Here is a 14,026-nt window from a genome sequence, read left to right on the forward strand (position 1 = left end):
ACCGGCGCTGCGGTGGGATTTTTTTAGGCCAGTGCAAACTCAAACCCCAATCTGCACACAAGTCATGTCCAGCGAGCCGCCCACAAATTCGGTATTGAAAATCAACGCGTCTTCATCGTCTTGTTGCAAGGCCAACACATACAGCAAAGGCAGAAAATGCTCTGGGGTGGGGATGGCACGGCGCACGTCGTCGCCCAAAGCGGCATAATCGGCCAAGGTAGCCAAATCACGGCGGCGGATTAAATCCAGCAGCAGCGTTTGCGCACGGCGCGCCCAATCGAAACCGAAATCGGCCTCGTGCATATGCTGCCAATCCAATAAGCGCAGGTTGTGCACCAAATTGCCGCTGCCCAAAATCAGCACGCCTTCGTCACGCAAAGGCTGCAAGCCGCGCGCCAGATCAATGTGTTGCTTCGGGCTCAGGTTGCGGTTGAGGCTGAGCTGCACCACCGGCACATCGGCTTGCGGGTACATGTGTTTCAATACCGCCCAAGCACCATGGTCCAAACCGCGCTGCCCATCTTGGCGCAAACCGCTGTGATCCAATACCTGCGCTAACTGCGCCGCCAGCGCCGGGCTGCCTGCCACCGGGTATTGCACCTGATACAGCGCCGGCGGAAAACCGTAAAAATCATAAATCAGCCCCGGCTCGGCAGCGGCGGTGTCGGCACTGTCTTCGCTTTCCCAATGGGCGGAAATGCACACAATGGCGCGTGGCCGCGGTATTTTTTGCGCCGCTTGATGCCAGCGCGGAGTAAAAGGGTTGGACTCAAGCGCCAGCATGGGTGAGCCGTGGCCGATAAACAAGGCGGGCATACGGGTGGAAGACGGTGTGTTCATGATGGGTTCCTCTCTATGCGTTTCAGGCAGCCTTGAAAGGCTGCCTGAAAGCGGACATTTCTTTTTAAAACAATTTACTATTGCTTTAGCAAGCCACAATCTCATCAATGCGGGCGTTGGCTTGTGCCATGGCAGTATCGGCAGCGTAGGCCAAACCTTCGGCGTGGATCAATTCCACCTTGTTCAGGCCCAAAAAGCCCAATACCTGTTTTACCCAGCCGCTCATTTGGTCGTGCTCCGTGCCGGCATAAGCGCCGCCGCTGGTGATAAAGGCATACACCGGCACATCGGGCAGCAGGCCTTCGGGACCGTTTTCGGTATAGCGGAAGGTAACACCGGCGCGGCCGATATAGTCGATATAGCTTTTAAAAGTGGCCGGAGCGCTGAAATTGTAGCGCGGCAGACCGATGGCGATGTAGTCGGCGGCTTTCAATTCAGCAACCAATTCATCCGACAAAGCAATGGCGGCGCGGCGCTCTTCGGTGTCGTTCACCCCGGCGCGGATGGCGCCCACGGTGCGGCTGTTGAGCATGGGAATTTGCTCGGCATTCAAATCGCGCTCCACCACGCGGGTGTGCGGCCATTTGGCCACGGTTTTGGCGATGAATTCATCCAGCAAGCGGTTGGAAAAGCTGTTGTCGCCGTTTAAAGAAGTACGCAATACCAATAAGGTGCTCATAAGATAATCCTTTGAAAAAAAAATCAGTTTAGGCTGCCTGAAAGTGCGCTATCAGGCTTTCAGGCTTCAAATCAATGTTTAAATCAATTGTTGCTTAAGCGGTTGTCCAGCGCCCAAGCACCGCCACCGGCCACAAACAGATACAAAAACACAAAGCAAAACAACACTGCCGATTCGCCGCCGTTGAGCAGCGGCATCAACACGCTGCCTTGTGAAGCATGCGCCATGAAATAGGCCACCGCCATTTGGCCGGACAACACAAATGCCACCGGACGGGTAAACAAACCCAACACCAGCAACAAACCACCCACCAGCTCCAGCACCCCGGCCAAGCCGTATAAAGAGAACAATTGCAAGCCGTCAAACATGGCCACATGCGGCATACTCAATAATTTGGCGCTGCCGTGCAACAAAAAGGTGTAGCCCGCCACGATGCGCAATAGCGCCAATGCTTGCGGTTGGTAGGCGGCCAGTCGGTTTAAAGATGCGTTCATATCCAAAAATCCTTGTGTGTGTATTGAAAAACCATGTGCGCAGTATATTGATTTCACCAACAGAAAACGATACCATTTTTATTGACGCATTATTTCCTAAAAAGAAAATATCATGGACACTTTGCAAAGCATCACCGTGTTCCGCCAAGTGGTGGAACACAGCAGTTTCACCCGCGCTGCCGATGTATTGGGCATTTCCATCGCCATGGCCAGCAAGCATGTGCGCCATCTGGAAAACCACCTGCAAGCCAAGCTGCTCAACCGCAGCAGCCGCAAGCTCAGCCTCACCGAAGCGGGCGAGCAATACTACCGCCAATGCGTGCTGGCGCTGGACACCTTGGCCGATGCCGGCGAAGCCGCCCGCCAAGGCACGGTCACCGCGCAAGGGCTGTTGAAAATCACTCTGCCCGCTTGGTGCGCCACGCCCTACTTTGCCCGCGCCCTGGCCGCCTACCGCCAAGCCCATCCGCAAGTGCGCCTAAGCCTGCACCTAGACGGCCAACACACCGACTTGATTGCCCACGGCATGGATTTGGCCTTGCGCGTAACCCGCCGCCCCGAGCCGAATCTGATTGTGAAACCGCTCACCCAAATCGGCTTTGATTGGGTGGCCAGCCCCGCCTATATCGCCCGCCACGGCGATCCCCGGCCGGAAAACTGGCCGCAGCACCACGGCCTGCTGCCCAATTATGTGGACATGGACACCACCTTGCCGCTGGTGGCCGACAGCAACAATACTTTAATGCTCTACCAGCTGGCTTTGGCGGGCATGGGGCTGGCCTATTTGCCCGCATGGCTCACCCACAACGACATCCAACAAGGTCGCCTGCACCGCATCAACCACGACATGAGGCAAAACCTCACCCTCTACGCCGCCTATATGGATCGTGAATTTTTAAGCGCCAAAGTGCGCAGCTTTATTGATTTTTTGGCAGCGTATTTGCCGCAGCATCCGCTGGATGCTGAGGAGTAATGGTTTTACATTTCAGGTAGCCTTGACAAGCGGATGTGTAATTTCAATTAAGCCTAGGGTAGGTTGACACCACCCGATATCAACCTCAGGCTGCCTGAAAAGCCCGGCATAAATCCTGTGTCAACTCCGTGGCCGATACCGCACGGCAGCCGCTGGGGTTTTGCCCGCACCACCAAGGCGTAAAGCCGCTGTCGCCCTGTTTTTCCGCCTTGGCGCGAATGGCGTTGACTGCCGCAGCCGCATATGGAAACGGTGCCGCATCGGCATGCATATAGCCACCATCGCGCATCAGGGTATTCACCAAGCCGCGTGCCGGTTTGCCGGAAAACAGATTGGTGATGGCCGTTTGCGCTTGTTGCGGTGCTTGCATGGCCGCGTTAATCGCCGCGCGGTGCAGCGGGCTGATGCGGCTCTCGTCGCACAATAAATAGGCGGTGCCGATTTGCACCGCGGTGGCACCCAATTGCAAAGCGGCACGGATGCCACGCACATCGGCAATGCCGCCGGCAGCAATCACCGGCAGCGGCACCGCATCCACAATTTGCGGCAGCAAGGCCAAAGTGCCGGTTTGGCTGGCCACATCGTCGGCCAAAAATAAGGCGCGATGGCCGCCCGCCTCACTGCCTTGCGCAATCACCGCATCCACCCCGCGCTCAGCCAACCACTGCGCTTCGGCCACGCTGGTGGCGCTGGCAATAATGCATGTGCCGATGTCTTTCAGCGCCTGTACCTGCGCGGCGGCAGGCAAGCCGAAATGAAAGCTCACCACTGCCGGGCGGTATTGCTGCACGATTGCCAACTGTGCATCGCCAAACGGCTGTCGCAACCCGCCCGCATCCATTGCCGCCGCATCCACGCCGAAGCGGTCAAAATACGGCTGCAAAAAATCGTGCCAGCGCCGCATTTGTTGCGGGGTGGGTTCAAGCATTTGGTGGGCAAAGAAATTCACATTAAACGGCGCATCAGTAGCGGCCTGAATCGCCGCCAATTCAGCGGCCAACTGCGGCGGCGACAATAAAGCCGCCGCCAAAGAGCCCAAGCCGCCGGCACGGCACACGGCAATCGCCATCTGGCTGTCTTGCGCCCCGGCCATGGGGGCTTGAATTAAAGGATATGCGGAAGGCAATGCGGATAAAGACATGGGGCGGGCTCCGGATGAGTCGTTTTTTTAAGGTGTAATCAGCGCAGTGCATGGCACCGGCTAGCGGACATGGTGCCACGTTTAATAAATATGGCCACAAAATCCATGCGTAGGTCGGCTTTTTGAATCCGACATTTTGCCGCAAAGGCCAAAAAAGCATGAGTAATGGGTTGGGTTAGGCCGCCAAGGCCGTAACCCAACGTCTGTTTTTCAACATATTGATTTATAAAACTATTTGAATTGTGTTGGGTTACGCCTATGGCTAACCCAACCTACGCCTAATCAATTTGTATCACTTTATCCTTGATTTTACTATTCTGGATAAAAGCCACATCATACCCAATCAAAAAGGCTGCCTGAACACATTTCAGGCAGCCTTTTTTAAAGCCATCAAGCAAGCGCGGCATCAGCCCATTTGTTGCAGGCGGGCAATGCGGTTGTCGAGGCTGGGATGGGTGCTGAGCAAGGAATCTTTGCTGGCTTCGCTGGCAATACCCATGGCGGCCATTTCGCGCGGCAGTTGGCTCTCCCCGCCTTTGAGGCGTTGCAGAGCGGCAATCATTTTGGGTGCACCCACCAGCTTGGCGGCACCGGCATCGGCACGGTATTCGCGCTGGCGGCTAAACCACATTACGATAAAGCTGGCCAAAAAGCCGAACACGATTTGCAGCACCATGCTCACCATAAAATAAATCCCGTGCGACACTTCGCCGTCGCTATTGCGTGCCACCATGCCCGACACGATGCGCGCCAAAAACACCACAAAAGTATTCACCACGCCTTGAATCAGGGTGAGTGTAACCATATCGCCATTGCCCACGTGCGCCATTTCGTGCGCCAGCACTGCTTCCACTTCATCGCGGTTCATATTGCGCAGCAAGCCGGTGCTCACCGCCACCAAAGAGTTGTTGCGGCTGGGGCCGGTGGCAAAAGCGTTGGGCTCGGGCGAATCGTAGACCGCCACTTCCGGCATTTTCAGATTCCATTGGCGTGCTTGGTTTTGCACGGTGTTGAGCAGCCAGGCTTCGGTTTCGTTGCGCGGCTGTTCAATCACATGCGCCCCCACCGAGCGCTTGGCCACCCATTTGGAGGTGAGCAGGGAAATAATCGAGCCGGTAAAACCCACCACGGCAGAAAATACCAACAGCCCCACGGTGTCGTTGGGGTTGGCGCTGACACCCAAAATACTCAGAATAATGCTAATCACCACCAGCACGGCAATATTGGTGGCGATAAATAAAAAGATGCGTTTCACGTCGTGTCCTTCGGTGTGGTTCTTGTTGTGTGTATGGTTTCAGGCAGCCTCTCATACCAATAAAAATAACCAAGGCTGCCTGAACAAAATACGGCGTATTGTCGCAAATTCAAGGGGTACGGCACAGCAACAAAGCTGCAAATTTATGCAAATTCAACTCATAAGCCTGCGTATTGCTGCCAATTGTTGCGCGTTAGCCGCGAATTTCGCCCTGCCCCAACACCACCCATTTCTGGCTGGTCAGCCCATGCAAACCCACCGGGCCGCGCACATGGATTTTGTCGGTGGAAATGCCGATTTCGGCGCCCAGGCCGTATTCAAAGCCGTCGGCAAAACGGGTGGAGGCGTTCACCATCACGCTGGCCGAATCCACTTGGCGCAAAAACTGCTGCGTGCGAGCATAGTTTTGGGTGACGATGCTGTCGGTATGGTGGCTGCCGTGGCGGTTGATGTGGGCAATGGCTTCGTTGATGTCGGCCACGATTTTGATGGCTAAAATCGGCGCCAGGTATTCGGTGTCCCAGTCTTCGGCGCTGGCAGGCAGCACTGTGTCGCCCAAAATGGCTTGCACTTGCCCACAGCCGCGCAATTCCACCCCTTTTTCGGCATAGGCCGCTTGCAGGCGCGGCAGCAGCTCGGCGGCGCGATCCGCGTGCACCAGCAAGGTTTCCATGGTGTTACAAGTGCCGTAGCGCGAGGTTTTGGCGTTCAGGGCAATGGCCAGTGCCATCTGGGCATCGGCATCTTGATCCAGATACACATGGCAAATGCCGTCTAAGTGTTTAATCACCGGCACGCGCGCCTCGGCACTGATGCGCGCCACCAAGCTTTTGCCGCCGCGCGGGATAATCACGTCGATGTATTCGGGCAGTTGCAGCATGGCGCCCACCCCGGCGCGATCGGTGTGTTCGATTAAATGCACGGCGTGTTCAGGCAGGCCGGCGGTGCGCAATGCGGCATCAATCACGCTGGCAATGGCACGGTTGCTGCGGATGGCTTCGCTACCGCCGCGCAACAAGCAGGCGTTGCCCGACTTTAAGCACAACGCCGCCGCGTCAATGGTTACATTGGGGCGCGATTCATAAATAATGCCCACCACACCCAGCGGCACGCGCATTTTGCCCACTTGAATGCCGGAAGGCTGGGTGCGGAATTCGTCCATTTCGCCCACCGGATCAGGCAACGCCACAATCTGGCGCAAACCTTCGGCCATGGCGGCAATGGTTTTTTCGGTGATTTGCAGGCGGTCGAGCAAGGCGCTATCGAGGCCTTTGCTGCGTGCGGCGGCCATGTCTTCGGCATTGGCGGCCAGCAAGGCAGCCTGGTTTTGCAGCAAACCATCGGCCATATACAACAAGGCTTGGTTTTTGGCGGCGCTGCTGGCCGCAGCCAGCGCAAAATAAGCCGCCTTGGCATTTTGGGCGGCGGTGCGGATATAGGTATTGATGTCGTCCAACGGAAAACTCCTTGTGCTGTGTTATTCTTGTGCTTGTATTTGTTTTACTCGGGCGCTTGAGCTGCCGGTGCTTTTATAGTGGATTAAATTTGAATCAAGACAAGGCGGCAAGCCGCAGACAGTACAGATAGTACGGCAAGGCGAGCCAACGCAGTATTGGTTCAAATTTAATTCACTATAATGCAGTAATGCTATCTTAAAACAACACGCCCGTCTTGCCAAACCACAGGAAAACCGATGGATTTATTCAATACCGCCAGCGCCTCGTTTGACGAGCCGGTGAGCATGCTGCTGGCCTGCCACGATAAAGTAAAGCGTTTTTGCCGCCAGCTTAACGCCCTGCCCGCCCATGTGGCGGCGCACGGCATGGATGCGGCCGCGCAACAGGCGGTGGTGCAAATCCGCCGCTATTTCAACCAAGCCGCGCCCTTGCACCACCTAGACGAAGAAGCCGATTTTTTCCCGCTGTTGCGGCAATATTGCCCCGAAGCGGCGGCTGATTTGGATTTTTTGCAGGCACAACACGATGTACTGCACCAAACGTGGGCTAAGCTCGACGCCCATTTGCAGGCGCTGGCTTCAGGCAGCCTCAACATCGTGGATGCCGATTTGATTGCCCGCTATACCGGTCTTTACGCCCAACACACGGCGATTGAAGAGCCGTGGTTTGCGCGCGGGCAAGCCGCGATTGACGCCGAAAAAATGGCCGCCATCGGCAAAAACATGGCGGCACGGCGCAAAGTGTGATGGGATGGGCAGGCAGGATTCAAACATCCGGCCTGCACCCTGCTTGCCAATGGGTTACCGAATCCGATTCGGCAATAACGATATTTTATTTCAGGCAGTTATGCGTAGGTCGGATTCTTAAATCCGACCTATACCTGACACCTGATTCCTGACACCTGATTTCCGACACCTGACACCCGATTCAGGCTGCCTGAATCAGCCGCGCCACCAAGGGCGGCACGCCGTCTTTGGCGCGCTCGGCAATCACTTCTACACCCTTTAAGCCGCTGGGCGGATTGGGGTCGACCAGATAGCATTCGGCCTGCCACGGCGCGTATTGCAGCAATCCGGCCGCCGGATACACTTTCATCGAAGTGCCCACCACCAATACTTTGTCGGCTTGCGATACCCAATCGGCAGCGGTTTCAATCAGCGGCACCGGCTCGCCAAACCAAACAATGTGCGGGCGCAGGCGGTGGCCGTGTGCGTCCACATCAGCCAAGGTTTGGTCGCCCGTCCAGTCAATAATGTCATGCTCATCCGCCGTGCTGCGCAATTTGGTGAGCTCGCCATGCAAATGCAGCACTTCGCGGCTGCCGGCACGCTCGTGCAGATTGTCGACATTTTGGGTGATGATGCGCACATGGTGGTAATCGGCCAGCCGCGCCAGTGCCAAATGGGCGGCATTGGGCGCCACCGTTTGCAGCTGGCGGCGGCGGGCATTGTAAAAATCCAACACCATTTGCGGATTGCGCGCAAACGCCTGCGGGGTGGCCACTTCTTCCACTTTATGCCCTTCCCACAGGCCGTTGCTGTCGCGAAAAGTTTGCAAGCCGCTGTCGGCGCTGATGCCGGCGCCGGTGAGCACCACAATATTGTGTTTGGGCATATCAATAACCTTTTTCAAACGGGTGATGCGCCAAGGCGCATCCTATGCGCAATTTTTAAAAATAATTGATTTGTCAATATTTTAAATAATCCATCAACAAGCAAAGCGCTGCTTTGCACTGGGCACCCGCCTACGCGGGTGCGACGTGGAGAGGTATTGACTGAAACCTGAAACCTGATTCCCGACACCTGAAACCTGATTCCCGACACCTGATACCTGATACCGACTCAGGCTACCTGAAAATCCGCCACGGCTGCGCGCAAGCGTGCCATGCCTGCGTCTAAATCTTCATCGTTCAATAATAAGCTCGGCGCCAAGCGCAACACATTCGGCCCGGCCACCAGCACCATCAATCCGTGTTGCAGCGCGGCGGCCACCAATTCGCCCGCACGGCCTTGGTAGGGCTCGGCCAGCACGGCGCCAATCAACAAGCCTTGGCCGCGCACCTGTGCAAACACACCGCTGCGCTCGCCCAGCTGGCGCAAGGCTGCCTGAAGCTTTTGCCCTTGCGCCGCCACCTGTGCCAGCGTGTGCGGCTGGTTGATGATATCGAAAGCGGCGCAGGCCACAGCACAGGCCAGCGGGTTGCCGCCAAAGGTGCTGCCATGGCTGCCCACGCTCAGGCTGGCGGCCACGCGCTCGCTGGCGAGCATGGCACCGATGGGAAAGCCGCCGCCCAAGGCTTTGGCGCTGGTGAGGATATCGGGCTCTACGCCGTAATGTTCATACGCAAACAGCTTGCCGGTGCGGCCAATGCCGGTTTGCACTTCATCCAACACCAGCAAGGCGTTGTGCTCATCGCACAGCGCACGGGCGGCTTGCAAGAATTCGGCACTGGCGGGCAATACGCCGCTTTCGCCTTGAATCGGCTCCACCACCACCGCGCAGGTCTGCGGGCCGATGGCGGCACGCAAGGCGGCCACGTCGTTAAACGGAATATGGGTGATGCCGGCGGGCAGTGGCGCGAAGTCGGCACTGTATTTGGGCTGGCCGCCCACCGACACGGTAAACAGGGTGCGCCCGTGAAAGGCATTGGTGCAGGCGATGATTTCGTGTTTGTGTGCGCCGGCGTGGTCGCGGGCGTATTTGCGCGCCAGCTTAAACGCCGCTTCATTGGCTTCAGCACCGGAGTTGCAAAAAAACACCTTGTCGGCAAAGCTGTGTTCGGTGAGCCGCTGTGCCAAGGCTTGTGCGGCTTCGGTGGTGTAGAGGTTGGACACATGCCACAATTTGTGCGCCTGCGCGGTAAGCGCGGCCACCAGCGCCGGATGGCAATGCCCCAATGCGTTCACGGCAATGCCGCCGGCCAAATCGATGTATTCCCGACCCTCGGTGCTCCACACACGGCTGCCCAGCGCGTGGTCGGGCACCATATCGGCAAAGGCGAAATTGGGGGTGAGGCGGTTTTGCATGGTGTGGCTTTCGTTGGTGAGTGGCAGGAATAATGGTTTTGGTATGGGTTTATGGTTTGGTGCGGGTGGTGTATTTTACGGCGTGCCATCTTTAATAAAGGCTGCCTGAAACTTGTACGCTAACGCACCCGTCGCACCTGCGCAGGCAGGTGCCCAGTGCAAAGCAGCGCTTTGCTTGTTGCCGATACTTTGGAAAATATTGATAAATTAAATCAATTCACTGAAAGATTTAATTTCATCACACCGTTTAACAAACGAACTGAAGCGGTGCTTCAGACTGGGCTCCTGCCTGCGCAGGAGCGACGAAACCGAAGTTTCTGCGAAGCTAAAATGCAGTTTTTGCAAAGCTAAAATAAGGCTTTTGCGCAGCCAAAAGCCTTTCAGGTAGCCTGTGGATTAAATGCGGTAGCTGATGGTGGTCATCACTTTAGACGACAAGGCCATCAGTTGTTTTACCGGCAGCGGCAAGGCGGCGGCGCCGAAATCGTGCGCCATGTGCGCGTGTTGTAATTCGTCGCTTTTCATTTGCGCCACAATGGCACGGCTTTTGGCGTCTTGGGCGGGCAAGGCCTGCAAATGGCTGTCCAAATGGGCGCTCACTTGGTGCTCGGTTTCTTCCAAAAAGCCCAAATTCCATTTATCGCCCAGCAAACCGGCGCCCACGCCCACCGCAAACGAAGAGGCGTACCACAAAGGGTTGAGCACGCTGGTGCGCCCGCCCAATTCACGCACGCGTTGCGCCGTCCAAGCCAAGTGTTCCACTTCTTCTTGTGCTGCGTGCGCCAGCGCCTGCTTATTGCTGTGGTCGCGCGCGGTCAGCGCCTGCCCTTGGTACAGCGCCTGGGCGCACACTTCGCCCACATGGTTCACCCGCATCAACCCCAGCGCATGCTGTTTTTCCGCCGCGCTCAATTCGGCTTCGTCTAGCCCCGCATCCGGATGCGGACGCTGCGAATGCGCTTGGGCAAACAGGGTGCGCAAGGCGGTGTCGAAATGGGTGATGAATTTATCGGCCAACATGATTAGGGTTCCTTGAAGCCGGTTTGGCAATACGCGATTATAGCAATTCTGTTCTGGTTTGCGGCAGTGCAATACGGCCGGCAGCGAGGCTACCTGAAATATTCAGGCAGCCTTGCCAAATAGAGTGGAATGCGTATCCCATCTCAATCCAACTTGCTGCCCCGCAGCCGCAAAGCATTGCCCAACACCGAAATAGAGCTTAAGGCCATGGCCGCGCCGGCAATCACCGGGCTGAGCAGGCCGATGGCGGCCAGCGGAATGCCGAGCACATTGTAGAAAAAGGCGAAAAACAGGTTTTGCTTGATGTTGCGCAGGGTGGCGCGCGCGAGGCTTAGCGCATCGGCCACTTGGTCTACCGAATGGCGCATCAGCGTCACGGCGGCGGTGTGGGTGGCGGCGTCGGCACCGCCGTGCATGGCAAAGCCCACATCGGCAGCGGCCAGTGCCGGGGCATCGTTGACACCGTCGCCCACCATCGCCACCACTCGGCCTTGTGCCATCAGCGCTTGCACCGCCTGCGCTTTGTCGCGCGGGCTCATGCCGGCTTGATAATCCACAATGCCCAGCTGCTGCGCCACATGCGCCACTACGCCAAGATGGTCGCCGCTCATGATGTGCACGGCAATGCCTTGTTGTTGCAAGCGGTGCACCGCCGCGGCGGAATCGTCTTTCAGCGCATCGGCCACGGCAAACGCACCCACAGCCTCGCCGTTGGCGGCCACCGCCACCACGCTGGCGCTGTGCCATTGCGGGTCGGCCAGCAGGCTTTCAGGCAGCGTGATGCCGCAAAACGACGGCCGCCCCACTTTCACTTCGCCCACTCCGGCCACGGTGGCGGCCATGCCCTGTCCTACTTCATTGCGGCTGTGTTCGGCTGCTTCCACCGCAATGCCGCGCGCAAGCGCTGCTTGCACCACCGCTTGCGCCAAGGGATGGTTGGCCTGCGCTTCCACCGCCGCGGCCATGCGCCATAATTCGGCGGCATCAAAACGCGTTTGCGGCGGCTGCCACAGTGCCACCACTTCGGGCTGGCCGCGGGTGAGGGTGCCGGTTTTGTCCAGCACCACGGTATTCACGCGGCTGGTTTGCTCCAGCGCGGCGGCGTCTTTAAACCACACGCCATAACGCGCGGCTTTGCCCATGCCCACCATCACCGCCGCCGGCGTGGCCAGCCCCAAGGCGCACGGGCAGGCAATCACCAGCACCGCCACTGCATGGGTGATGGCGCTGTCTAGGCTGCCTGAAAGCCAAAATGTGGCGATAAACGTGAGCACGGCAATGGCCACCACCACCGGCACAAACACCGCCGCCACCTTGTCGGCCACGCGGGCAATCGGCGCTTTGCTGCCTTGCGCTTCGGCCAATGCCTGCATCATGTCGCCCAATAGGGTTTGCTGCCCCAAAGCGCGGGCGCGGTAGGCCACGCTGCCATCGGTGTTTAAAGCACCGGCCAGCACGGTATCGCCCGCTTGTTTGAGCAAGGGCTTGGATTCGCCGGTTAAATGGCTTTCGTCAAACCAAGCTTGGCCGCTGTCAATCACACCATCAGCCGCGATGCGCTCGCCGTGTCGCGCTTGCAATAAGTCGCCCACCGCTACGCTGTCCAGCGCCACCGTTTGCCACTGGCCGTTGATGTGTTTTTGCACGCGGCGCGGGGTGAGTTGCAGCAACAGCCCCAAGCTGTTGAGGCTTTGCTTTTTGGTGCGCATTTCCAAAAATTTGCCCAACGACACAAAGGCAATCACCATCACCCCGGCTTCAAAATAAAGGTGGTTGAGCGCTTCATGGCTGTTGCCGTGGCGCACCAACATCCAGCTCGAATACGCCCAAATCGCCAGCGTGCCCAAGCTCACCAGCACATCCATATTGGCCAAACCGCCCTTGATAGACGCCCATGCGCCGCGGTAAAACGGCCACGCCAAGCCCAGCTGCACCACACTGGCGAGCACAAATTGCCACAACGGCGGCAACATCCACTGATGCTGCCCCAACATCATCCCCACCATGCCCAGCGCAAACGGCAAGCTAATCAGCAGCAACAGCCACAAACGCCACGGCGCATGCACGGCTTCGGGCGCCGCCACGGCGGCGTTGTCGGCCAGCGGCACCGCCTTGAAACCGGCTTTATCAATCCACGCGGCAATGGTGGCGGCATCGGTTTGGGCGGGATCGAAACGCACTTGCGCTTCTTCTCCGGCAAAATTCACCCCGGCTTCCAGCACCGCGGCTTTTTTGTGCAGCACTTTTTCAATGCGGCTGGCACAGGCTTGGCAAGTCATGCCGTCGATATGGAAGCGGATTTTTTGTTCCATGATGGGCGTCCTTAATGCAATGGGTATTACTGGTTTTCAGGCAGCCCTTGTATACCCAGGCTGCCTGAAAGCCGTTTTAAAGCGATGCCTCGAATCCGACATCTTCCACCGCTTCAATCAGCGCGGCGGTGTTGGTTTGTGTCGCATCAAACGCCACTTCGGCGCGGTGTGCGGCCAAATCCACCTGCACTTGCTCTACTCCGGCCACCGACTTCAGCGCCCGGCTCACGCCATTGGCACAGCCTTGGCAAGTCATGCCACCGATAGTTAATGTGATGTTTTGCATGATTGGCTCCTTGATTTTCTGAGTCTGGATAAGTAACTGAAGATACGCATTCGTATAAAACACAGCCATTTACACACTATTTTATTTAAGCTGCCTGAAACGAAAAATCTGTGCAGCCTTCCCCTTGGCGCAGCCGAACGAAACGTGGTTTTGGCGGAAATAAGGGCGGTCCGAAGCGCAGCGACTAGCGCCCGCCGCCAAAACCATGTGTAGTGAGGGCAGTTTGGCGTAGCCAAACCTGCAACCGGGGTCGCCTTTCTTTTGCTTACTTTGCTCGCCGTAGGTGCGCTTCGCGTGAGCGAAGCAAAGAAAAGTAAGTGGCCGCGCGGCCATGAAGCGCAAAGTAAAACGATAAGAAACGAATACAAAAACACATTCTATTTTTAAATAACCCGTTTCATTTCACAGCTTGCCAGTCGATTGACAAATCAAGTTCGGCAATGACGGTTTTGCATTTCAGGCAGCCTTTGATAAGTAAACGCGTAACTTCAATAAGTAAGTTGTCACAGCATAAACCTTTACCTTATGTTAAAGTCAAGCCCT

General features: G+C 57.0%; 13 protein-coding genes. 2 read left to right on the plus strand and 11 right to left on the minus strand.

The annotated features are described in order from the left end of the window. Window positions 1-39 precede the first annotated feature (39 nt). The 3 genes from ygiD to JQU52_RS11750 form a co-directional block, all read right to left on the minus strand. Window positions 40-840 carry a 4,5-DOPA-extradiol-dioxygenase gene (gene ygiD / locus JQU52_RS11740; RefSeq protein WP_230338668.1) on the minus strand — a complete coding sequence of 267 codons (801 nt, stop codon included), beginning with the start codon at window positions 838-840 and terminating at the stop codon, window positions 40-42. Window positions 841-925: 85 nt separating this feature from the next. Beyond that, on the minus strand, window positions 926-1,519 hold the full coding sequence (locus JQU52_RS11745) for an FMN-dependent NADH-azoreductase (RefSeq protein ID WP_230338669.1): 594 nt from the start codon (window positions 1,517-1,519) through the stop codon (window positions 926-928). 83 nt (window positions 1,520-1,602) lie between these two features. Further along, on the minus strand, window positions 1,603-2,013 hold the full coding sequence (locus tag JQU52_RS11750) for a DoxX family protein (RefSeq protein WP_230338670.1): 411 nt from the start codon (window positions 2,011-2,013) through the stop codon (window positions 1,603-1,605). Window positions 2,014-2,125: 112 nt separating this feature from the next. Between JQU52_RS11750 and JQU52_RS11755 the strand changes: the two genes are divergently transcribed. Next, the gene (locus JQU52_RS11755; RefSeq protein WP_230338671.1) at window positions 2,126-2,986 is read left to right on the plus strand and encodes a LysR family transcriptional regulator; all 861 of its coding nucleotides are present in this window, start codon (window positions 2,126-2,128) and stop codon (window positions 2,984-2,986) included. 85 nt (window positions 2,987-3,071) lie between these two features. Here the strand turns inward: JQU52_RS11755 and JQU52_RS11760 are convergent, their stop codons facing one another. From JQU52_RS11760 to JQU52_RS11770, 3 genes are all read right to left on the minus strand, one after another. Continuing rightward, window positions 3,072-4,127 (minus strand): NAD(P)H-dependent flavin oxidoreductase, encoded by a 1,056-nt coding sequence (locus JQU52_RS11760; protein WP_230338672.1) that lies wholly within the window; start codon window positions 4,125-4,127, stop codon window positions 3,072-3,074. Window positions 4,128-4,533: 406 nt separating this feature from the next. Beyond that, complete coding sequence (gene htpX, locus JQU52_RS11765) at window positions 4,534-5,382, minus strand: protease HtpX (RefSeq protein ID WP_230338673.1); 849 nt, start codon at window positions 5,380-5,382, stop codon at window positions 4,534-4,536. A 193-nt stretch (window positions 5,383-5,575) separates the two neighbouring features. Next, window positions 5,576-6,838 (minus strand): glutamate-5-semialdehyde dehydrogenase, encoded by a 1,263-nt coding sequence (locus tag JQU52_RS11770; RefSeq protein WP_230338674.1) that lies wholly within the window; start codon window positions 6,836-6,838, stop codon window positions 5,576-5,578. Window positions 6,839-7,075: 237 nt separating this feature from the next. Here JQU52_RS11770 and JQU52_RS11775 point away from each other — a divergent pair, with 237 nt between their 5' ends. Next, window positions 7,076-7,585: a hemerythrin domain-containing protein gene (locus JQU52_RS11775; RefSeq protein WP_230338675.1), complete on the plus strand. Its 510-nt coding sequence runs from the start codon at window positions 7,076-7,078 to the stop codon at window positions 7,583-7,585. Between the two features lie 181 nt (window positions 7,586-7,766). Here the strand turns inward: JQU52_RS11775 and JQU52_RS11780 are convergent, their stop codons facing one another. From JQU52_RS11780 to JQU52_RS11800, 5 genes are all read right to left on the minus strand, one after another. Then, a complete protein-coding gene (locus tag JQU52_RS11780; RefSeq protein WP_230338676.1) occupies window positions 7,767-8,453 on the minus strand; it encodes a Sir2 family NAD-dependent protein deacetylase in 687 nt (228 codons plus the stop codon). A gap of 227 nt (window positions 8,454-8,680) precedes the next feature. Beyond that, the gene (locus JQU52_RS11785) at window positions 8,681-9,865 is read right to left on the minus strand and encodes an acetylornithine/succinyldiaminopimelate transaminase (protein ID WP_230338677.1); all 1,185 of its coding nucleotides are present in this window, start codon (window positions 9,863-9,865) and stop codon (window positions 8,681-8,683) included. Window positions 9,866-10,261: 396 nt separating this feature from the next. Continuing rightward, entirely contained in the window at window positions 10,262-10,882 is a 621-nt protein-coding gene (coq7, locus tag JQU52_RS11790; protein WP_230340575.1) for a 2-polyprenyl-3-methyl-6-methoxy-1,4-benzoquinone monooxygenase, read from the minus strand. Between the two features lie 146 nt (window positions 10,883-11,028). Further along, the gene (locus tag JQU52_RS11795; protein WP_230338678.1) at window positions 11,029-13,197 is read right to left on the minus strand and encodes a heavy metal translocating P-type ATPase; all 2,169 of its coding nucleotides are present in this window, start codon (window positions 13,195-13,197) and stop codon (window positions 11,029-11,031) included. A 76-nt stretch (window positions 13,198-13,273) separates the two neighbouring features. After that, the gene (locus JQU52_RS11800; protein ID WP_230338679.1) at window positions 13,274-13,483 is read right to left on the minus strand and encodes a heavy-metal-associated domain-containing protein; all 210 of its coding nucleotides are present in this window, start codon (window positions 13,481-13,483) and stop codon (window positions 13,274-13,276) included. Window positions 13,484-14,026 lie beyond the last annotated feature (543 nt).

Origin of the sequence: Paralysiella testudinis, from assembly GCF_016894345.1 — a bacterium.
GTDB classification, from domain to species: domain Bacteria; phylum Pseudomonadota; class Gammaproteobacteria; order Burkholderiales; family Neisseriaceae; genus Paralysiella; species Paralysiella testudinis.

Coding starts and splice junctions, on each gene's coding strand:
- ygiD (WP_230338668.1), bottom strand. CDS start 840: ATGAACACACCGTCTTCCACCCGTATGCCCGCCTTGTTTATCGGCCAC.
- JQU52_RS11745 (WP_230338669.1), bottom strand. CDS start 1,519: ATGAGCACCTTATTGGTATTGCGTACTTCTTTAAACGGCGACAACAGC.
- JQU52_RS11750 (WP_230338670.1), bottom strand. CDS start 2,013: ATGAACGCATCTTTAAACCGACTGGCCGCCTACCAACCGCAAGCATTG.
- JQU52_RS11755 (WP_230338671.1), top strand. CDS start 2,126: ATGGACACTTTGCAAAGCATCACCGTGTTCCGCCAAGTGGTGGAACAC.
- JQU52_RS11760 (WP_230338672.1), bottom strand. CDS start 4,127: ATGTCTTTATCCGCATTGCCTTCCGCATATCCTTTAATTCAAGCCCCC.
- JQU52_RS11775 (WP_230338675.1), top strand. CDS start 7,076: ATGGATTTATTCAATACCGCCAGCGCCTCGTTTGACGAGCCGGTGAGC.
- JQU52_RS11780 (WP_230338676.1), bottom strand. CDS start 8,453: ATGCCCAAACACAATATTGTGGTGCTCACCGGCGCCGGCATCAGCGCC.
- JQU52_RS11785 (WP_230338677.1), bottom strand. CDS start 9,865: ATGCAAAACCGCCTCACCCCCAATTTCGCCTTTGCCGATATGGTGCCC.
- JQU52_RS11795 (WP_230338678.1), bottom strand. CDS start 13,197: ATGGAACAAAAAATCCGCTTCCATATCGACGGCATGACTTGCCAAGCC.
- JQU52_RS11800 (WP_230338679.1), bottom strand. CDS start 13,483: ATGCAAAACATCACATTAACTATCGGTGGCATGACTTGCCAAGGCTGT.